Source organism: Kribbella sp. CA-293567 (genome assembly GCF_027627575.1).
Taxonomy (GTDB): domain Bacteria; phylum Actinomycetota; class Actinomycetes; order Propionibacteriales; family Kribbellaceae; genus Kribbella.
In genome coordinates, this window is record NZ_CP114065.1 from 7,134,345 (window position 1) to 7,153,686 (window position 19,342).

Consider the following 19,342-nt stretch of genomic DNA (forward strand, 5'->3'; position numbering starts at 1 on the left):
GATCAGTCAATCACCCGCCACATTGGCCGCGGCCCACGCCGAGATGTCGTCGCGACGGATCGCCGCCGCCATCAGGTCGGGGAACAGCTCCGGCGTACAGGCGAAGGTGGGGACTCCGAGGTCGGCCAGCGCGGCCGCGTTCTCCGCGTCGTACGACGGAGTGCCCGAGTCGGACAGCGCGAGCAGCGCGATCAGCTGGACCCCGGACTCGACCAGGTGGCGGGCCCGGCGCAGGAGTTCCTCGCGGATGCCGCCCTCGTAGAGATCGCTGATCAGCACCATCACCGTCTCGCCCGGCCGGGTGATCAGCTGTTCGCAGTAGGCGACGGCGCGGTTGATGTCGGTGCCGCCGCCGAGCTGGGTGCCGAACAGGACGTCCACCGGGTCGTCCAGCTCGTCGGTGAGGTCGACGACAGCGGTGTCGAAGACGACGAGGCTGGTCCGCAGGGCGCGCATCGATCCGAGGACGGCGCCGAACAGGCCGGCGTAGACGACGGACTCGGCCATCGAGCCGGACTGGTCGATCGCCAGGACGACGTCGCGCTGGACGGCGTGATTGCGGCGGGCGTAGCCGACCAGACGGTCCGGCACGATCGTGCCCAGGGCCGGCGAGAAGTGCTTCAGGTTGGCGCGGATCGTGCGGTCCCAGTCGATGTCGGAGTGCCGCGGCCGGCCGGTGCGACCCGCTCGGTTCAGGGCCCCGCTCACCGCGGCGCGGGTGCGCTCGGCCAGGCGGGCCTCCAGCTCGGCCACCACCCGGCCGACCACCTCGCGGGCGGTCTGCTTGGTTTCCTCGGGCATCACCTCGTTCAGCGCGAGCAAGGTGCTGACCAGGTGGACGTCGGGTTCGACGGCGTTCAGCAGCTCGGGCTCCATCAGCATCCGGGTGATGCCCAGCCGCTCGACCGCATCCCGCTGCATGACCTGGACGACCGTGCTCGGGAAGTACTGCCTGATGTCGCCGAGCCAGCGCGCCACCCGGGGCGCCGACGAGCCCAGGCCGGCCGATCGCTTGGTGCCGGGCTCACCCCGCTCGGCGTCGTACAGGGCCGCGAGCGCCGCGTCGACAGAGCGATCGGCAGCAGACAGCGCCGTACCGGTCTCGGGGTCGGCTTCACTGCCGAGCACCATCCGCCAGCGCCGCAGGCGTTCGTCGTCGGGCATCGTCACACCCCCAGCAGAAGCTTGACGACCGGCAGGACCGAGGCGGCCAGCAGCTGGTCGAGTTCGTTGTCATCGGCAAGGACCGCGGCGGCTGGATCGTCCAGCGCTCGGGCCCGCTCACCGATCGACCGTCGCTCCGGCGAGGCAAAGGTTCCGAACGTTCGGCGGAGCAGGGGTAGCGCCTCCAGGAACGCCTCGTCGGGGATCGCGGCCAGCCAGGCGTCGACGAGAGTCAGCAGCCGTTCGTCGTGCACCAGCAGGAGTCCGCCGCCGGCCAGGAAGCCTTCGACGTACCCCGCGGCGTCGGCGGTCGGCGTACCGGGAGAGAGGGCCCGTCCCAGCCGGAGCGCCACCTCGGCAGCCTCCAGCCGTGACGTGTCGAGCATCAAACGGGTCAGACGGCCCGCGATCACCGGCGGCACGGACGGCCGATCGCTCAAGCCCTGCAGCGTGTTGAGCCACTCGAGCCGCGCGGGCTCGGCCAGCAAGGCCGTCGCATCCTGCACGCCGTCGATCAGCTCGAGCACCGAAGCAGCCGCCTCCGGGTCGAGACCGTGAACGGTGCGGGCGAGACCGGCGCACACCCGCGACACCATGCGTCCGGCCACCAGACCGAGTCCTTCTGCGGACGAGCCGCGCACATCGCCGTACCTGGCGGAACGCGCGAGAGCGGGCAGCGCCGCCATCAGATGCCCGACGTCCGCGTCCTTGGCGGCCCGGGTGTCGACGCCCTGCAACAAGGTCGGCAACGCCTCGGCGAGATCGGCCAGCAGCGAGCGTTCCAGCGCAAAGGTGATCTCGGCGAGGGTGGCGGAGTCCTCGGCCGCCTTGAGCATCGTCGTCGTCGCCGCGCCGAGCACGGTCGTCCCGTGGGCACCGGCAGCCACCAGGTCGACCTCCAGCCCGGGATCCCAGGCGAGCTTCCAGCTCTCCCGGAAGGTGCCCTGGTTCCGGCGTTCATCGGCGGTCGGCACACCCCAGTCGATGCCGAGGATCCGCAGCCGGTGCAGCAGCCGGGACTTCTCCAGGTCGTTCGGCTTCCGCAGATCCAGCTCGACCACCCGCTCGGCCGCGTCCCGTTTCAGCCGCAACCGCCGAGCCTGCGCGGCGAGATCCGCAGCCACCGGTGCTTGCGGAGTCTCAGCCGGTACTGCGCCGAGCAACTCCCCGACGACCGCCTCGCGCGTCACCAGGTTGAGCAGTACGTCGTTGCCACCGCACATCACCGCGCGCGTCGCCTCGGTGACCTCGCTCAAGCCGGCCAGCGGGCGCTCCCGCAACGCGGCAAGGGCATCGGCCAGCCGCACTGCCTCGATGACGTGAGCACTCGACACCGGCAGGTCCTCGGCCCGCAGTACGTGAGCGACCTTGGTCAGCCAGCGGGTGGTGATCTGGTCGGGCGCGGTGAAGAGATGGTGGTACCAGCCGGGTGAGGTGACGCCGGCGCCGTACCCGCTGGCCGTGGCCAGCCGGCCGTGTGTCCAGGGCACCCAGGTACAGGCGACCTTGCGTTTCGGCAAGCCCTTCAGGATCCGCTGGTCGTGCGTTGCCGGTGGCAACGGCGCTTGCAGGGCAGGGACATGCCAGGCGCCGCAGACCACGGCGATCCGCTCGAACCCCTCTTTGATTGCCTTGCGCAACGTCGTCCGCATAAAGGCCTCGCGCTGCGCCTCCCGCCCGGACGCCTCCTCACCGCGGCGCAGTTCGGTCATCGCCTCCGCGATCACCGTGAACGGCTCGGCACCGTCGCGCCGATGCTCGATCACGTCGTCCCACCAGCGCTCGGGATCGTCGTACCCACCGGCCGCGGCCAGCGTCGCCAGCGGATCGGCCGACATTCCGCGCCGATCCTCCCGCCCGGAACTGCCGAACTGGTACGCCGCGGGCAGGTCGCAGAACCGCACCGGTACGCCGCTCGCCAGCGCGTGCGTGATCGCCTGCCATTCCGGACTGAACACCGCGAACGGCCAGAACGCGGCGCGGGTCGAGTCATCGGCCGCATAGGCCAGCAGAGCCACCGGCGGCACCATCTGCGCGGAGGCGGCCAGCTCGACCACCTTGTCGGCCTCGGGCGGTCCCTCGATCAGCACGATGTCGGGTTGCAGCTCCGCCAGCGCGGTCGCGAGCGCCCGGGCGGACCCGGGGCCGTGGTGCCTGATGCCGAAAAGGTGGACGGTCATCCGGAGATGTCCCGGCAGGCCCGGTAGAAGTCGGCCCAGCCGTCGCGTTCGCGGACCACGGTCTCCAGGTACTCCGACCAGACCACGCGATCCGCCGACGGGTCCTTGACCACGGCCCCGAGGATGCCGCCGGCCACGTCGTTCGAGCGCAGTACGCCGTCGCCGAAGTGCGTCGCCAGCGCGAGCCCACCGGTCACCACGCTGATCGCCTCGGCGGTCGACAGCGTTCCCGAGGGTGACTTGACCGCGGTCCGGCCGTCCTCGGTCCGCCCGGAGCGCAGCTCGCGGAACACGGTGACGACCCGGCGGATCTCCTCCACCGCGTCGTCCTGCTCCGGCAGTTCGAGCGAGGCGCCGAGCTGCGCGACCCGGCGGGAGACGATCGCGACCTCGTCCTCGGCGTCGTCGGGCAGCGGCAGGACGACCGTGTTGAACCGGCGCCGGAGCGCGCTGGACAGTTCGTTGACGCCCTTGTCGCGATCGTTGGCGGTGGCGATCACGTTGAATCCCTTGCGGGCCTGGACCTCGGTGCCGAGCTCGGAGATCGGCAGCGCCTTCTCGGACAGGATCGTGATCAGCGCGTCCTGTACGTCGGACGGCATCCGGGTCAGCTCCTCGATCCGGGCGATCTTCGCGTCGGCCATCGCCCGGAACACCGGGCTGGGCACGAGCGCTGCCTCACTCGGGCCCTGGGCGATCAACTGCGCGTAGTTCCAGCCGTAGCGAATCGACTCCTCGGCCGTGCCGGCGGTGCCCTGCACGAGCAGCGTCGAGTCCCCGCTGATCGCTGCCGCCAGGTGCTCGCTGACCCACGTCTTCGCCGTTCCCGGTACGCCGAGCAGCAGCAACGCGCGATCCGTCGCGAGGGTGGCGACCGCGACCTCGACCAGCCGGCGCGGGCCGACGTACTTGGGGGTGATCTCGACGTCACCCGCCTTGCCGCCCAGCAGGTAGGTCACCACCGCGGCCGGTGACAGCTTCCACGCGGGTGGCCGGAGCCGGTCGTCGGTGGCTGCCAGCGCGGCCAGCTCCACGGCGTACTCGTCCTCGGCGTGCGGGCGCAGTACTTCAGGGGTGACGGTCATGACAGCTCCTCGTACAGTTCACGGCGGAAGTTCAGCGTCTCCACCAGGCGTCGCCGCCAGGTGTCTTCCTCACCGGTCGGTTCGCGGGTGATCGGATGGTCCAGTACTTCGGCCGGTACGGCGCGCGCCGCGATGCTCGCCAGCCGCGCCGCCGTTCGCGCGGTGCCGGCCTTCGCCAGCTGGTCGAGGATGCTGGTGGCGAGCCCCGGCGGCCACGGAACCGGCAACCCGCCGACCAGATCGGCGATGTCGACGCGGGTGCGCAGCAGCTCCACGGCCGGCACCCACTCGTCAGGTGGCAGGATCCGCAGCAGCTCGGCGACCCTGCCGCCGGTCCTGGCATTCGCGAGCAGCAGCGCCCGGGCCCACTCGGCCGAGCCTTCGCGGACGGCTGCCTGTGACCACGCGACCTGCAACACCTCGGGTGAGCAGCCTTCGACGTCGAGTTGGAGGTCGTCCAGCTCGAAGGTGGACAGCGGTGCTGCGGCGACCAGCTGCCGGAACCACCAAGCCCGCTTGCCGATTCCGTCCTGCGGCTGCGGGTCGATGCCGTCGCGCTCCATCGCCGGAGTGACTTCGGTCGGCAGGTCGACGGCAATCACGCCTTGGCTCACGATGAGATGCGATCGGACGCGTTGGGCCATCCGCTCGCCGTACTGCGACCCGGGACTCCGCGCAAGCAGGCCGGCCGCGGCCCGGCGTACCTCCTTGGAGCGGTCGTCGAGGGCTTGCTCCAGGAACTCCTCGTCGGCCGCGGACAGGTTCTCGGTCAGCAGGCCGAGGAAGTCCAGCCGGGCCGGGGCCGGCTCGGTGGGCCAGACCTCTCGCAGCGCTTCCAGTGCTGCGGCCGGATCTGCCTGACGGCGGGCCCGCAGCCAGCTGCGGCGCTGGGTCGAGTTGCCGTGGGTCCAATGATCGTTGCCCTCGACAACAGCTTCGTGGAGGAAGCGCCAGTCGGGGTTGAGATCCGCCAGCCAGCTCGCCCGGCGCCCCGCGGCTTTGACCACCAACGGCCGGTACTCCGCGCGACCGCGGGCGTAGTCGGCCAGAGCGGGGAGGTGCTCGGGAGGAACGCCCCAGCCCTTGGCATCAGCTGCCCGCAGCCATTCACCCAGAGCAGTGGTCTGGAAGCCGGTGAGCATCGCTGCGAGCCGGCGGATGGCAGCCGGCCTGGGAAGCGGCTGGTCCTCGCCGTGGGTGGACGGTAGTGGCGTCAGGCCTTCCAGCGGCGTACGGCCGGCTCGCTTGTAGAGGGTGGCCAGCGCTGCCGCGTCGAGGAGGTTGCCGTCGCCCAACTGCTCCTGGATCGCCGGTGGTAGATCGTCGAAACGTGCAGGTCTGCGCTCGGTGCCGAGAAGGGCCGAGCTGACCAGGCCGTCCCAGCCCCTCATGAGAGGACCACCGGACGGTCGCCGTGCCAGCAGGTCATCGGCTTGAAGCCTGCCCGGTTCCACTCGCCGGCGACGGTGATCGGGTCGCCTGCGGAGACAGCGAGCAGCTGCCAGAGGTCTACCCCTGGCAGGACTTCCAGCGCGTCACCCGCGCTGTCGACGAAGGCCCACTGATCGCCGTTGCGGGCAGGGCGAACGTCCGCGAGCACCAGTGGCCAGCGCTCGTTCCAAGGATCGGCTGCCAGCGATTCGACGTACGAGGCGAGGGCCTGTTTGGCGTTGAGGCCGCCTGGGCGCGGGGCAGGGAGACGGTGCGCCGTCTGGGTCAGGAGGGCCCGCATCGGCAGGGCACCCGGGTAGTAGGAGAGCACGGCCGGCACCAGCTCTCCGGGACGGGCCGGGAGCGGGTCAAGTTGGCGGCCGCCGGCAGCGAAGTTGAGGATCAGGGCCAGGCGTCCGGTGCTGGAGCCGCGGAGCCAGAGGCGTCGTACGGTCAGGTGGTCGTCGGGCTCGATCACCCGGCCGAGCACCAGCCAGTCGTCCTCGACCTTCTCTCCCTCGGCCAGCACACGGGCGGTCTCGACGGTCCAGCCGATTCGCGACTGCACAGTGTCGGCCAGCCTCGGTGGGATTTCACCGAGCCGAGCGTGGGCCGAGACGATGAGGTGGATCAGGGAGAGCTCTTCGAGCAGCTCGCCGGGCCAGCCGTGACCGCGGCCGACGACGGCGGCGGCCCGGCGTACGGCGCCTGCTACGCCGGGAGCCTGGGCGTCGACCATCCGCGCGGCCAGACGACTCAGCTCGCCGTAACCGCGCTGCTCGAAACCGCCGAGGCCGCGGCGTACCTGGTCGTCGAGCCAGCTCTGCAACTCGGCCATGCCTGCCGACACCCGGTCAGCTCGGCGCGTCACCCGCTGCTGAGCCGCCAGCGGATCGGCCACCTCGCCGGGCTTCCGCTCTGCCTTCTCAGCCGACTTCTCGGCCCGGGACGCCCGATCCTCCAGCCAGCTGGAGGCCCACTCGGCCTCGGCCCTTTCCGGTACCTGGCCGACGGCGGCGAGCAGCATCAGCGCGAGTGCGTGCTTGCAGGGGAACTTCCTGCTCGGGCACGAACACCTGAACGCCGGGCCGCTCCGGTCGACGACGGTCTGGTACGGCTTCTTGCCGCTCCCCTGGCACAGGCCCCACAGCGCACGCTCGGAGCTGCCGATCTCCGACCACCGCTGCGGCCGGGCCAGCCCTTGGGCAGCCTTGGCCGACGCGGCATCGGGCGCCATCGCCAGCACCTGCTCCACGTCCCAGCCCGCCACCGCACCCCCCACCGCTCAGCCCGTTACCCCGCAGATCCTGCCACCCGCCGCCGACACACCACCTCACCTGCCCCGACTTCGGACAGAGCGACAGGAAGTAGTGCGCGGCAACTAGTGCACCTGAGCGGAGGTGGCGGCGATGTGGACAGCGTCTGGCGGTGCACTACCTGTCCGTAGGTACACCGCCCGGCGCGACCTCGGTGCTCAGCCCAGCGAGGCGTAGAGCGGATGGGCGGCAGCCAGTGCGCTGACCGCTTGCCCCAGTACGGCGGCGCGGCGGTCGTCGAAGCCGGGGAGCAGCGCCCGGGCGATGATCTCGGCGACCTCCTCGAAGGCCGGCTCACCGAAGCCACGGCTGGCCAGGGCCGGTGTCCCGATCCGCAGGCCCGAGGTGACCATCGGCGGCCGAGGGTCGAACGGCACCGCGTTGCGGTTCACCGTGATGCCGATCTGGTGCAGCCGGTCCTCTGCCTGCCGGCCGTCGAGTTCCGAGTCGCGCAGGTCGGCCAGGACGAGGTGCACGTCGGTGCCGCCGGAGACGACCGCGACGCCGGCCTGCTCGAGATCGTCGGCCAGCAGGCGATCGGCGAGGATCCTGGCGCCCGCCAGCGAGCGCTTCTGCCGCTCGCGGAACTCCGGGCTCGCCGCCAGCTTGAAGCCGACCGCCTTGGCGGCGATGACATGCTCCAGCGGCCCGCCCTGCTGGCCGGGGAAGACCGAGCTGTTGACCTTCTTGGCCAGGTCGGCGTCGTTGGTCAGGATCACCCCACCGCGCGGACCGCCGAGCGTCTTGTGGGTGGTGGTCGTGGTGACGTGCGCGTAGGGCACCGGGTTCGGGTGTTCACCAGCCGCGACGAGTCCGGCGAAGTGCGCCATGTCGACCATCAGGTACGCCGAGACGGAGTCCGCGATCCGGCGGAACTCCGCGAAGTCCAGCACCCGCGGATACGCCGACCAGCCCGCCACGATCAGGGCCGGCTGGTGCTCCTTCGCGAGCCGCTCGACCTCGTCCATGTCGACCCGATGGTCGTCGGCGCGCACGTGGTAGGGCACCACGTCGTACAGGCGGCCGGAGAAGTTGAGCCGCATGCCGTGGGTGAGGTGGCCGCCATGGGCGAGGTCGAGGCCCATGATCGTCTGCCCGGGCTGGAGCAGCGCGCTCATCACCGCGGCGTTGGCGGAGGCACCGGAGTGCGGCTGGACATTGGCGAAACCGGCGCCGAACAACTCCTTCACCCGGTCCTGGGCGAGGCGTTCGATCACGTCGATGTGCTCGCAGCCGCCGTAGTACCGGCGGCCGGGGTAGCCCTCGGCGTACTTGTTGGTGGCCACCGAGCCCTGGGCCTGGATCACCGCGAGCGGCGCGAAGTTCTCCGAGGCGATCATCTCCAGCGTGCTCTGCTGGCGGCCGAGCTCGGCCGCCAGCGCGGCGGCGATCTCGGGGTCGAACTCGGTGAGTGGCGTCTCCAGCACGATCACTCACCCCGCTCGATCAGCTCGGTGTACGCCGCGGCGTCGAGCAGCCCGGCGGGTTCTTCGGTCAGCCGGAGCTTGACCAGCCAGCCGGCGCCGAACGGGTCGCTGTTCAGCAGTCCCGGTTCGGCCACCGCGGCCTCGTTGACCTCGGCAACCTCTCCACCGGCCGGGGCGTGCAGGTCGCCGACCGACTTGGTGGACTCGATCTCACCGAAGGCGGCGCCCGCGGTGAGCGCGGTACCGACCGGTGGGAGGTCGAGGAAGATGATGTCGCCGAGCGCGTCGGCGGCGAACGCGGTGACGCCGATCAGCACGAGTCCGCCGGCATCGGGGCACAGCCATTCGTGGCCCGCGGTGTAGCGGTACCGGTCGTCGCCGGGCAGCGCGCCGGCAGGACTTTGGGGCATGAGGAGGCTCTTTTCCCCCGGCCGTGGCCGGGATGGTGGGCCTCCCCGCTCTGTCATCGGTACCTGAGAGCTTCACCGCCGGTCGGGCGGTTTGCACCGTGGGTGCGGGATCGACTCGATCCCGGCTTTCCAGAGTCGCCTCTTCCGAGCGGTATCGGGGCCTGAGAGATTCTGGGGAGAGTTGCTCCTCCGGCGTCCCCTCACCTGATGCGGCGGGGACTCTCCCGCCCGGTGTCGACGGCGCGGTCTTGAGTTGTCGGAGCTGACAGTAGGCGATGCCCGACCGCTTGTCGAGATGCTCCTCAGCCGCGGAGCACGGCTGGTGCATGGCGCTTCGCGGGCTGGGTACAGAGGGATTGGTAAGCGACAACCGAGCAATTGTTCGATGGGTAGGAGCGTCTGATGAGCACCAACGACGAGGTACAGCCGGTCCCCGACAAGGATCCGGCGGACTGGTCCACCGGGGACGAGCCGATGACCGGGCCGCAGGCGTCGTACCTGAGCACTCTCGCGCAGGAGGCCGGCGAGGAACTGCCGGCCGGCGAGTTGACGAAGGCCGAGGCGTCGCAGCTGATCGAGGAGCTGCAGGTGCGCACCGGCCGAGGTCAGAGCTGAGCCGGTCCGGATCGGGGACTCACTGCCGACAGCTTAGGCCAGGAGGCTCCGGATCGTCTCGGTGATCTCCGCCGGAGCTTCTTCGGCCATGAAGTGGCCGGCGGTGGTGGTGGAGTGGCGCAGGTCCGGCGCCCAGGCGGACCAGAGGGCGGCGGCGTCGAAGCCGAGGGCGCTGCCCCAGTCCTGCTGGACCACGGCGACCGGCATCCGCAGCTTGTTGCCGGCGGCAAGGTCTTCGCGATCGTGCTCGACATCGATTCCCGCGCTCGCGCGGTAGTCGGCAACGATCGAGACCACAGCCTCGCGGGAAGCCGTCAGGTAGGCAGCCCGGATCTCCGCCGGGATCGCGGCCGGGTCTTTGATCCACAGGTCGAGGAAGTAGCTGAAGAAGGCGTCCGGCGCGGCCGCGATCAGCTCCTCGGGCAAGCCGGGCGGCTGGGCCATCAGGTAGAGGTGGAAGGCGACAGCGGCGTTGACGCCGTGCATCGCGTCCCACATGTCCAGGGTCGGCAGCACGTCGAGGCAGACCAGCTGGGTGATCTTGTCCGGGTGGTCGAGCCCGGCGCGGAAGGCCACCAGAGCACCCCGATCGTGTCCGACCAGCGCGAACTCCGGGTGCCCGAGGGCGGCGGCCAGGGCCACGATGTCGGCGGCCATCGTGCGTTTCGAGTACGCCGTACCGTCGGTCTCCGCCGGCTTGTCGCTGGCGCCGTAGCCGCGCAGGTCGGGGCAGATCACCGTGTGGTCGGTCGCCAGCTCGGCGGCGACGTGCCGCCAGATCAAGTGGGTCTGCGGGAAGCCGTGCAGCAGCACGATCGGGGTGCCGGTGCCGCCGATCGCGGCGTTCAGCGAGACCCCGTCGGCGACCTGCACGTGCTGATAGGTGAAACCAGGAATCTTCATGGAAAGAGCCTGCCGCGCGCCGATGAGCATCCGATGAGCAGAGCTATACGGTGAGCTGGTGCAGGTGGCTTTCGGGGTGCTCGGACCGGTGACGGCCTGGCGCGACGGCGCCGAGCTGGCACTGAGGGGACCTCGGCATCGCGCCGTCCTGGCTCGCCTGATCATCGCCCGCGGCCGGATCGTGCCGGTCAACTCGCTCGTCGACGACCTGTGGACGGTCCCGCCCGACGGCGCCACCAGCTCCGTCCGCACCTTCGTGGCGGCACTTCGGCGCGCGCTGGAGCCTGACCGGCCGCCGCGCACGCCGCCCGCGCTGCTGATCACCGAGGGTCCGGGCTATGCCCTGAAAGCAACTGACGTCGACGCTTGGCGCTTCGAGCAGTCGCTGGAGGAGAGCGCCACGCGCCCGCCGCAAGACGCATTGGCCATGCTCGAAGCGGCAGTCGCCCAGTGGCGAGGTCCGGCCTATGCAGAGTTCGCCGACGCGGTTTGGGCTCATGCAGAGCGCTCCCGGCTGGCGGAGCTGCGGCTGACCGCCATTGAGCGCCAGGCCGAGGCAAGACTCGCGCTGGGACTTGCTGCGGACGCAGTACCGGCACTGGATGCGCATGTGGCCGAGCACCCGTGGCGTGAGGACGCCTGGCGGCTGCTGGCGCTGGCGCTGTACCGCTCAGGCCGCCAAGGCGACGCGCTCGCAGTACTGCGTAAAGCGCGCACCCTGCTGGTCGAGCAACTCGGTGTCGACCCCGGTCCCGCGTTGCAGCGGCTGGAGACGGACATCCTCAACCAGGCCGACCACCTGGATCCGCACGCAGCAGGGCAGGTGTGGGCACAGGCCACTGCGGCCTATGACCGGGCAGTGAGTTCCACTGCCCGCGCACGGCTGGAGTCGACCGTCGGGCTGCTCCGCAATCTCGCGGTGACCGGCGGCAGCGGCTTGGAGGCTGCCCGCGAACACAGGCTGGCCGCCATCACCGCGGCCGAGGAGCTGGGCGATCCGAACCTGACGGCTCGGGTGATCGGCCTGTACGACGTACCGGCGATCTGGACGCGCTCTGACGACCAACGCCAAGCCGACGAGATCGTGGCGGCAGCGGAGCGCGCCCTGTCAGCGACCACGCAGGAAGCGGCCCGTGCTCGGCTTCTGGCGACAGTGGCGGTCGAATCGCGTGGCCGCAACAGCACCCGTGGCCTGGCCGCGGCCCGAGAAGCAGTGGAGATCTCCCGGCGGCTGGAGGACCCAGCCTTGCTGGCCTTCGCCTTGAACGGCCTGTTCATGCAGACCTTCTACCGGGCAGGCCTGGCACCCGAGCGCGACCAGATCGGCTCCGAACTCATCACGCTGGCCGGCCGCCACGACCTGACCACGTACGAAGTACTGGGCCACCTGATTCGGCTGCAGGCTCTCAGTGCGCTGGGCGACTTCGCCGCGGCCGATGCGCAGGCTCAGGCCGCCGACGAGCTGGCGGAACGCTTCGAGCTGCCACTGGTCGCGGTGTTCACCACCTGGTACCTCGCGATGCGGGCGGCTGACGAAACGGCGTACCGGAGGGCCGCGACGCTGCTGGACACGGCCGGCATGCCCGGCTTGGCGGACGGGCTACTGCCGCTGGCGCTGCAGTCGCTCGGGTCCGGCGGCTCAGCAGCGACTCCGCGCCCGGGCCTCTTGCTGGAAGCTCAGTGGTGCCTGGTCGCGCGACAAGCGATCGAACAGGACGACCTGCCGACGATGCGGGACGCGCTGGCAGCGCTGACGCCTGCGGCAGGTCAACTGGCGGCCGGCAGCGGCTTGGTGAACTTCGGGCCCATCGACGGCTACCTGGCAGAGCTCAGCCGCCGCCTCAGCAACTAGCTGAAGCGGGCCCCACAGTGGTCAGGGCTTGCGGACGGACTGCTGGTCGACCCAGACCAGGTGGCCGTGGTGACTGACCAGCACCTCACCGCCGCGCCGGGCCAGCGCCTGACCGGCGATCCAGCGACCTCCCAGCTGGACCTGGACGGCTTCTGGCCGGACGTTCGAGGGACGCACCGGGGTGGCAACAGACATGGCACCAGACTTCTGAACAGGGGCGGTCACGGATTTGCGGCGTCGCACCGCAGGAACGGGGTGGTGGTGCAGATCGGTCATAGTCGTCCTCGGCAGGGACCGCAGTCGTCGACGCATCGAACGCCGGCTGGCTGCTCAACCAGAGCCCACCTTACAACCGGTGACCAGCTACGACCCAGCGGTATCCCGAACTGTCCGGACTCCGGTTGCCCGCGGTTCATCTCCAACCAGGTAAGGACTTTTCGAAGAATCCGTCCCTAATCCACCCTCGACACGTCGGCCCGCTTCACCTACCGTGAGCCCAGGTTCAGAGGTCGAGCCGATGCCGCGCCTGCCGCGAGGACGCCGACTTGCCGCCTCCCGAACCGCCCACCTCACCGTCGGCAGCCGTCGACCGGCTGCTGGTTCCCGGGCCCGGTCTCGACGTCCGCTTCGAGTTCAGCCCGGCGCTGCTGATCGCCCGGCTGACAGGCCGGTTGCACGGAGCCGTTCAGGCGCACCTGCCGCAGACCTTCCGGCACGCGCTCGGCCGCCGGCCCCAGCGGCTACTGGTCGACGCCTCCGGGCTGGTGACCTGCGATGCGGCCGGCCTGGCCGTCCTGCTCGACGCCATCACCCCGGAGGACCTGGCCGTGCCGGCGGCGATCAGTGGCCTGAGCCCGGTCTACCGCCGCATGCTGACCCTGGTCTGCGCCGACCGTGAGGAGCCGGTCCCGGTCTTCGACCGCCTGGAAGAAGCGATCCGGGTGCTCCTGTCGACCCCGGGTCCGGCCGCGCCGGATCCCGGCGAACTGCTGGCCGAAGTCCGCGCCTTGTACCGCGCGATGCTCACCCGCGGCGCCGTCGACCAGGCCTGTGGCGTGCTGATGATGGTCTACCGGCTGGACGCCGACGCGGCGGCAGCGATGCTGGTCTGGCATGCCCGTCGCGCCGGCCTGTCGGTCGACGAAGTGTCGAACCACCTGCTGACCGCCGTCCAGGACCTCCGATCGGAACCGCTGACGACGGCCCGCGCCGACGCCCTGCTGGCAGAGCTCGTCTATCGGCGCCCGAACGCTCAGCTGTAGTCAGGCAGCTGCTGTAGCGCCCAGCCGTTGCCGTCAGGGTCCTCGAAGAAGACGAACGTGCCCCACGGAAACTCCTGTACCTCGCTGACCTCGACTCCGCGACCGACCAACTCCTCCCGGGCCGCGGCGACGTCGGCGACGACGAGCTGCAGTCCACGCACCGAGCCGGGCTCGGCCTGCGGCGTCCCCGTGCCGATGGCGATCGAGCAGGCCGAGCCGGGTGGGGTCAGCTGGACGAACCTCAACTCGTCGGTGACTTGGTGGTCGTGGTCGGCGTTGAAACCGACCTGCTCGGTGTAGAACTGCTTCGCCCGGTCCACGTCCGACACCGGTACCGAGACCAGTTCGAGTTTCCAGTCCATCGTGCCTGCCTCCTGTGGTTGCTTGGCGACATCATCGGTGGGTACCAGGTCACCATGACCATGCAGCGCGAGAACACCGAGACCGACCGCCAGGAGCAACAGATCGGCACTCTGGTGGCCCAGCTCAGCAATGATGTGAGCCGGCTGGTTCGCGACGAGCTGCAACTGGCCAAGGCCGAGCTCAAGGACAAGGGCAAGGAGGCCGGCATCGGTTTCGGCCTGTTCGGCGGCGCCGGCACGGTCGCCGTGTACGGCGTCGGCGCGCTGGTCGCCGCTGCCATCCTCGGCCTCGCGACCGCCGTACCGGCCTGGTTGTCGGCGTTGATCATCGCGTTGGTGCTGTTCGCCGTCGCCGGGGTCGCCGCGCTGCTCGGCAAGAAGCACGTCACCCAGGCCACGCCGCCGATGCCGGAGCAGGCCGTCGAAGGCGTGCACGAGGACATCGAGGCACTCAAGGGCCACCGGCCGGAACGGAAGGTCACCGCATGACCACCACTGCGAAGCACACCGGCCTGACCGAGACCGAAGCCCTGCGGGCCGATCTGGAGATGACCCGGCAGCACTTGGCCGACACCGTCCAGGAGCTGAGCCGTCAACTCAACGTGCCTCGTCGGCTGAAAGAGTCGGCGGCCAGCGCCGGGCACCGCGCAGTACAGGCGGCCAGTACTGCGGGCTGGCGCGCGAAGGACAGCGCACGGAACCTGCCGGCCCGGGCGAAGCAGATGCCGGTGGCAGCCCGGCAGCATCCGAGGGCCGCTGCCGCTGTCGGTGGTGCCGTAGCCCTCGGGGTCGGCGCAGCCGCGTGGCTCGTGGGGCGTGGCCGGTGAAGAACAACAAGGCCGCCCAGCTCGCCTACCGCCCGTTCGGACTGCTCGGCGGTATCGCCGGTGGTCTGGTTGCCGGCGCCGTCTTCAAGCAGGTCTGGCGCCGGATCAGCGACCAGGACGACGCGCCTGACGCGCTCCAGGCGGAGTACCCGTGGCGTGAGGTCCTGCTCGCCGCCGCGCTCCAGGGCGCCGTGTACGCCATGGTCAAGGCCGCGGTGGACCGTGGCGGCGCCAAGGCGTTCGAGCGGTGGACCGGGGAGTGGCCCGGAAACTGAAGATGTGTGCTCCGCCGCTCGCATGAAGTGAGAGCGGAAGGGCACTGGAAAAGAAGCAAGTACTGGTTGCCATTGGCCCCGGCGTTGAGCAGACAGCGTCGGGGCCGTCGCCTGTCCGGGTCAGGTGCTGTCGGGCAAACGGCCGACAGGTGACCGCGGTTTCTTCGTTCTGTGTAAGGGATGCGTGTTCTCGTCGCCGAGCCCTCGACGCGCGCCGGTCCGGCCCACTACCGTCGCAGGCTTCTGGCGGTCGAAGGTGGGGAAGGTCCCGAGAGGTATGGATGTCGATCTACGGCTGGTGCGGTACTTCCTGGTGATGGCGGAGGAACTGCATTTCACCGCCGCGGCCCGCCGGCTCTACGTGTCACAACCGGCGTTGAGCAACCAGATCCGCCGGCTCGAGTCCCAACTGGGCGCGCAGTTGTTCAACCGGTCGCCTCGCGGGGTGACGATGACCGCCGCCGGCGATGCCTTCCTGCCGCATGCCCGCGGCGCTCTCGCCGCGATCAGGTCGGGTATCGCCGATGCCACCGCCGCCGCGGCCCGCGACCAGGTGCTGCGCATCGACCTGATGCAGACCAACCTGGTCACCCCGCGCGCGGTGCTCGCTCGACTGCGCGACCGGTTGCCGTCGTTCCGGCTGGAGATCAGCAACCGTGGCACCCGCGAGCAACAGCAGCGGCTGCTTGCCGGGGAGCTCGATCTCGCACTGTGCGGTTCCACGGCTCGCTGTCCCGACGGGGTCATGCAGCGGATCATCCGCCGGGAGGCGCTCGGCGTAGCGCTGCCGGAGAGTCATCCGCTCGCTTCCGCGGAGTCGGTCGCGGTGCGGGAACTGACCGACGAGCTGCACTACCTGCCGCCGGACGATCTCGCACCGGAGTGGAACGAGTTCGTGCTGGCCTGCTGCCGCACCGCCGGATTCGCGCCGCGCAGGCATCCCGCGCGCTCGAGCTCCGTGGCCGACCTGGTGCGGGCCGGCGAATGCGTCGCGGTGGGGCTGCTCTCGACGCCGTACCCGGCCGGGGTGGTGGTCCGGCCACTCGCGGCCGGCGTTCCGCCGTACGGGTGGTCGCTGCGGTGGCGTGACTCTCCGCGCACCCCCGCCGCGGCCCTCGCGGTACTCCGCACTCTGGACTAGCGCCATCATCCGACCGGATAGCGAACGCGATCTTCGTGGGGCGTTTCTTCAACCAGTGTTGATGTTTCCGGCCGGTCTCGACCCTGCGAGTTGATGAATTTCGACCCTCGAATGCATAACTTCGGGATTCATGGGGTAGGAATGACCTCACAGATATTGACCGCGGTCCAGACATGTGCCGCGCCGTGACTCACCGTCGCGAGGTCAAGAATCATGGTTACCGTACTTGCTGAACCGAAGTTGCACCGCGATCCGAAGCAACAGCGCGATGTGATCACCCGGGACCTTCTCACCCGGCGCGCCGAAGCCACCGACGAGACCGTCCGGCAGTCCCTGCTGGAAGAAGCCATCGAGTTGAATCTCGGGATCGCCCACAGCATTGCCGGCCGTTTCCGCGGCCGCGGTGTCGAGGCCGACGACCTGGATCAGGTCGCCTACCTGGGGCTGCTCAAAGCTGCCCGTAGCTATCGTCCCGACACCGAGACCCCCTTCCTCGCCTACGCCGTACCGACCATCCGCGGCGAGGTGAAGCGGTACTTCCGGGACTGTTCCTGGACGGTCCGCATCCCGCGCCGGCTGCAGGAACTGCAGGGCTCGATCGCCTCCGTGCGGCCGCAGCTCGTGCAGGATCTGCAGCGCGATCCCACCCTGGAGGAGCTGGCCGAGGCGGTCGGCACGAACGTCGCCGAGATCGAGGCCGCGCTGGCCGCGGACGGCTGCTTCTCCGTGCTCTCCCTGGACCGGCCGCTGGACGGCGAATCCACCGCGAGCCTCGCCGACACCATCGCCGACGAGGCCGACAGCGAGTTCGAGCGGACCGAGGCGATCGCGATGCTCGAACCGGTCCTGAACGACCTCACCCCGCGCGAACGCAAGATCCTCGAACTGCGGTTCGTCGAGGGTCACACCCAGGCCGACATCGGCGCCGAGATCGGCGTCAGCCAGATGCAGGTCTCCCGGCTGCTGCGCGGCATCCTGGACCGGCTGCGCGACCAGATCGAGCCTCCCGCCGTGACCGCCGCCTGATCCTCCCGCCAGGTTCGGTAACGACCTCCCCGCGGTGGTCCGCCGTAGACTTGTCTGCGCGCGGATCACCGGCGGAGAGGAACCACGCCCGGATGCCCAGAGCCCCCGTCTTCGTCGTCCAGCTGCACGACGCGCGGCGACTGCACTACGACGTACGGCTCGAGGTCGACGGCGTCCTGAAGTCCTGGGCGGTACCCCGTGGCCCGTCGCTCGATCCGGCGGTCAAGCGGCTCGCGGTGCCGACCGATGACCACGCGATGGACTACGCGACGTACGAAGGCGTTCACGCGGGTGCGCGGTACGGGAGCGGTGCCGTGATCATCTGGGACGCCGGGGAGTACCAGAACCAGACGCGGGACAAAGAACGCAAGCTGGTCGATCCTGCGGAGGCGATCGAGCGGGGACACTTCCGATTCGCCTTGCACGGTGTGAAGTTGACCGGCTCGTGGGCGTTCACCCGGACCGGCCGCGCCGGCGACTGGCTGCTCGTCAAGGTCCGCGACGAGGCAGCCGATCCGTTGCTCGACCTGACCACGGCCGAGCCGCGCTCCATCATCAGTGGCCTGACCATCGAAGAGCTGGCAGCCACCGCAAGCTGAAGCTTCGCCGGCCTACCAGCCGTCCACGTGGAGAACCTCGTCCACCGGCTGACGTGGAGCCGGCTTGAAGGTGTCGCCGGTGTAGTAGGCGGTCGGCAGGAGCACGGACTGCCGAATGTCTTCTGGCAGCCCCAGCAGGTCAGAGATCTCTTGCTCGTAGGCCAGGTGCAGGGTGGTCCAAGCAGTGCCGAGGCCGCGCGCTCTGGCGGCCAGGCAGTACTGCCAAGCGGCGGGCAGGATCGAGCCCCACAGGCCCGCCTGATTGCCCGCGCCCAGTGACTTCGCCTGGAGGCAGGGGATGACCAGAACGGGCACTTGCCCCATCCGGTCGCCGAGGTAGGCGACACTCGAGCCGACTCGCTGCTGGACCGAAGCCCGGTCCGGATCGTCGGCGTGCAGCCGTCCGGCCGCCCCTGGGGATTCCAGGTACGACGCGACCGAGCGCCGGTAGTACTCCCCGATCGCTGTTCGCTTCTCCGGGTCCGTGATCACCAGCCAGTGCCACGTCTGCCGATTGCTCCCGGACGGCGCCTGGAGCGCGACCTCGATGCACTCGCGGACCAGGTCCATCGGCACCGGTCGCTCCAGGTCGAGCCGCTTGCGGACCGTGCGGGTGGTGGTGAGCAGTTCGTCCGGCGTCAGGTCGAGTGTGGTCACCGAACCAGTTTGTCAGCCCGCGTGACCTCGTCCTACTCGAACGGGCTGGGGTCCCCCGCGCCGACCCGGACGATCTCGGGGGTGTCCTCGGAGAAGTCGATCACCGTGGTCGGCTCGGTGCCGCAGTCGCCGGAGTCGATCACGGCGTCGATCTGGTGGTCGAGCAGTTCCTTGATCTCCCAGCCCTGGGTCATCGGCTCTTCCTGGTCCGGCAGCAGCAGGGTGCTCGACAGCAGCGGCTCGCCGAGTTCCTCGAGCAGGGCCTGGGTGACGACATGGTCGGGGATGCGGACGCCGACCGTCTTCTTCTTCGGGTGCAGCAGCCGGCGCGGGACCTCTTTGGTCGCCGGCAGGATGAAGGTGTAGCTGCCCGGCGTCGCGGCCTTGATCGAGCGGAACACCGCGTTGTTGATGTGCACGAACTGCCCGAGCTGGGAGAAGTCCTGGCAGACCAGGGTGAAGTGGTGCCGGTCGTCGAGTTGCCGGATGGTCCGGATCCGGTCCAGTCCGTCCTTGTTGCCCAGCTGGCAGCCGAGCGCGAAACAGGAGTCGGTCGGATAGGCGACCAGGCCGCCGCCGCGGATCAGGTCGACCACCTGACCGATGGCTCGCTTCTGCGGGTTGTCCGGGTGCACGTCGAAATACCTGGCCATTCTCCGACCCTAGCGCTAAAGCAGCAGGCTGAGCGCCAGCGTGGTGAGGGCGAAGACGGTGATCAGGATCGGACGGGCGTTCATCAGACACATACTCCAAGCCGTTCCCGGTACTGGGAACGGCTTGGAGTGTAGATCAGGGACAGGTCCGGGGTGC

The 19,342-nt window shown here is 69.9% G+C and carries 21 protein-coding genes and 1 riboswitch; of the genes, 9 read left to right on the forward strand and 12 right to left on the reverse strand.

All coding sequences use genetic code 11. The features are described from left to right. Positions 1–6 precede the first annotated feature (6 nt). The 7 genes from OX958_RS33100 to gcvH form a co-directional block, all read right to left on the reverse strand. Complete coding sequence (locus OX958_RS33100) at positions 7–1,164, reverse strand: VWA domain-containing protein (protein ID WP_442913235.1); 1,158 nt, start codon at positions 1,162–1,164, stop codon at positions 7–9. Positions 1,165–1,166: 2 nt separating this feature from the next. After that, entirely contained in the window at positions 1,167–3,344 is a 2,178-nt protein-coding gene (locus OX958_RS33105; RefSeq protein WP_270134203.1) for a DUF5682 family protein, read from the reverse strand. Next, the gene (locus OX958_RS33110) at positions 3,341–4,429 is read right to left on the reverse strand and encodes an ATP-binding protein (protein ID WP_270134204.1); all 1,089 of its coding nucleotides are present in this window, start codon (positions 4,427–4,429) and stop codon (positions 3,341–3,343) included. The genes OX958_RS33105 and OX958_RS33110 overlap by 4 nt, the downstream gene beginning before the upstream one ends. Beyond that, positions 4,426–5,820 (reverse strand): DUF5691 domain-containing protein, encoded by a 1,395-nt coding sequence (locus OX958_RS33115; RefSeq protein WP_270134205.1) that lies wholly within the window; start codon positions 5,818–5,820, stop codon positions 4,426–4,428. Before OX958_RS33115 ends, OX958_RS33110 begins: the two co-directional genes overlap by 4 nt. Further along, positions 5,817–7,130, reverse strand: coding sequence for an SWIM zinc finger family protein (locus tag OX958_RS33120; protein ID WP_270134207.1), 1,314 nt, complete (start codon positions 7,128–7,130; stop codon positions 5,817–5,819). The genes OX958_RS33115 and OX958_RS33120 overlap by 4 nt, the downstream gene beginning before the upstream one ends. Positions 7,131–7,334: 204 nt before the next feature. Beyond that, on the reverse strand, positions 7,335–8,603 hold the full coding sequence (gene glyA, locus OX958_RS33125; protein ID WP_270134208.1) for a serine hydroxymethyltransferase: 1,269 nt from the start codon (positions 8,601–8,603) through the stop codon (positions 7,335–7,337). Positions 8,604–8,605: 2 nt separating this feature from the next. After that, entirely contained in the window at positions 8,606–9,013 is a 408-nt protein-coding gene (gene gcvH / locus OX958_RS33130) for a glycine cleavage system protein GcvH (protein WP_270134209.1), read from the reverse strand. 139 nt (positions 9,014–9,152) lie between these two features. Further along, positions 9,153–9,250: riboswitch (glycine riboswitch) on the reverse strand. 165 nt (positions 9,251–9,415) lie between these two features. On the opposite strand from gcvH, the gene OX958_RS33135 reads away from it, so the two are divergent. After that, the gene (locus tag OX958_RS33135) at positions 9,416–9,628 is read left to right on the forward strand and encodes a DUF3072 domain-containing protein (RefSeq protein WP_270134210.1); all 213 of its coding nucleotides are present in this window, start codon (positions 9,416–9,418) and stop codon (positions 9,626–9,628) included. 33 nt (positions 9,629–9,661) lie between these two features. Here the strand turns inward: OX958_RS33135 and OX958_RS33140 are convergent, their stop codons facing one another. Beyond that, positions 9,662–10,531, reverse strand: a complete 870-nt coding sequence (locus tag OX958_RS33140) for an alpha/beta fold hydrolase (protein WP_270134212.1) — start codon at positions 10,529–10,531, stop codon at positions 9,662–9,664. A 58-nt stretch (positions 10,532–10,589) separates the two neighbouring features. Between OX958_RS33140 and OX958_RS33145 the strand changes: the two genes are divergently transcribed. After that, positions 10,590–12,383 (forward strand): AfsR/SARP family transcriptional regulator, encoded by a 1,794-nt coding sequence (locus OX958_RS33145; RefSeq protein ID WP_270134213.1) that lies wholly within the window; start codon positions 10,590–10,592, stop codon positions 12,381–12,383. Between the two features lie 21 nt (positions 12,384–12,404). Here OX958_RS33145 and OX958_RS33150 read toward each other — a convergent pair whose 3' ends face one another. Then, positions 12,405–12,578 carry a hypothetical protein gene (locus OX958_RS33150; protein ID WP_270134214.1) on the reverse strand — a complete coding sequence of 58 codons (174 nt, stop codon included), beginning with the start codon at positions 12,576–12,578 and terminating at the stop codon, positions 12,405–12,407. Positions 12,579–12,928: 350 nt separating this feature from the next. Here OX958_RS33150 and OX958_RS33155 point away from each other — a divergent pair, with 350 nt between their 5' ends. Next, a complete protein-coding gene (locus tag OX958_RS33155) occupies positions 12,929–13,645 on the forward strand; it encodes an ANTAR domain-containing protein (RefSeq protein WP_270134216.1) in 717 nt (238 codons plus the stop codon). Here OX958_RS33155 and OX958_RS33160 read toward each other — a convergent pair. Continuing rightward, positions 13,636–14,007 carry a glyoxalase superfamily protein gene (locus OX958_RS33160; protein ID WP_270134217.1) on the reverse strand — a complete coding sequence of 124 codons (372 nt, stop codon included), beginning with the start codon at positions 14,005–14,007 and terminating at the stop codon, positions 13,636–13,638. The genes OX958_RS33155 and OX958_RS33160 overlap by 10 nt on opposite strands. Before the next feature lie 54 nt (positions 14,008–14,061). On the opposite strand from OX958_RS33160, the gene OX958_RS33165 reads away from it, so the two are divergent. The 6 genes from OX958_RS33165 (at position 14,062) to OX958_RS33190 (ending at position 17,875) form a co-directional block, all read left to right on the forward strand. After that, positions 14,062–14,496 (forward strand): phage holin family protein, encoded by a 435-nt coding sequence (locus OX958_RS33165; protein ID WP_270134219.1) that lies wholly within the window; start codon positions 14,062–14,064, stop codon positions 14,494–14,496. After that, entirely contained in the window at positions 14,493–14,834 is a 342-nt protein-coding gene (locus OX958_RS33170) for a DUF3618 domain-containing protein (RefSeq protein WP_270134220.1), read from the forward strand. The genes OX958_RS33165 and OX958_RS33170 overlap by 4 nt, the downstream gene beginning before the upstream one ends. Continuing rightward, on the forward strand, positions 14,831–15,109 hold the full coding sequence (locus OX958_RS33175; protein WP_270134222.1) for a DUF4235 domain-containing protein: 279 nt from the start codon (positions 14,831–14,833) through the stop codon (positions 15,107–15,109). Before OX958_RS33170 ends, OX958_RS33175 begins: the two co-directional genes overlap by 4 nt. Before the next feature lie 277 nt (positions 15,110–15,386). Then, positions 15,387–16,250, forward strand: a complete 864-nt coding sequence (locus tag OX958_RS33180) for a LysR family transcriptional regulator (protein ID WP_270134223.1) — start codon at positions 15,387–15,389, stop codon at positions 16,248–16,250. A gap of 213 nt (positions 16,251–16,463) precedes the next feature. Continuing rightward, on the forward strand, positions 16,464–17,276 hold the full coding sequence (locus OX958_RS33185; RefSeq protein WP_270134224.1) for a sigma-70 family RNA polymerase sigma factor: 813 nt from the start codon (positions 16,464–16,466) through the stop codon (positions 17,274–17,276). A 92-nt stretch (positions 17,277–17,368) separates the two neighbouring features. Continuing rightward, entirely contained in the window at positions 17,369–17,875 is a 507-nt protein-coding gene (locus OX958_RS33190) for a DNA polymerase ligase N-terminal domain-containing protein (protein ID WP_270134225.1), read from the forward strand. A gap of 12 nt (positions 17,876–17,887) precedes the next feature. On the opposite strand, the gene OX958_RS33195 is transcribed toward OX958_RS33190, so the two are convergent. Beyond that, a complete protein-coding gene (locus tag OX958_RS33195) occupies positions 17,888–18,532 on the reverse strand; it encodes a nitroreductase family protein (protein WP_270134227.1) in 645 nt (214 codons plus the stop codon). A gap of 32 nt (positions 18,533–18,564) precedes the next feature. Next, positions 18,565–19,185 carry an L-threonylcarbamoyladenylate synthase gene (locus tag OX958_RS33200; RefSeq protein WP_270134228.1) on the reverse strand — a complete coding sequence of 207 codons (621 nt, stop codon included), beginning with the start codon at positions 19,183–19,185 and terminating at the stop codon, positions 18,565–18,567. Between the last annotated feature and the right edge of the window lie 157 nt (positions 19,186–19,342).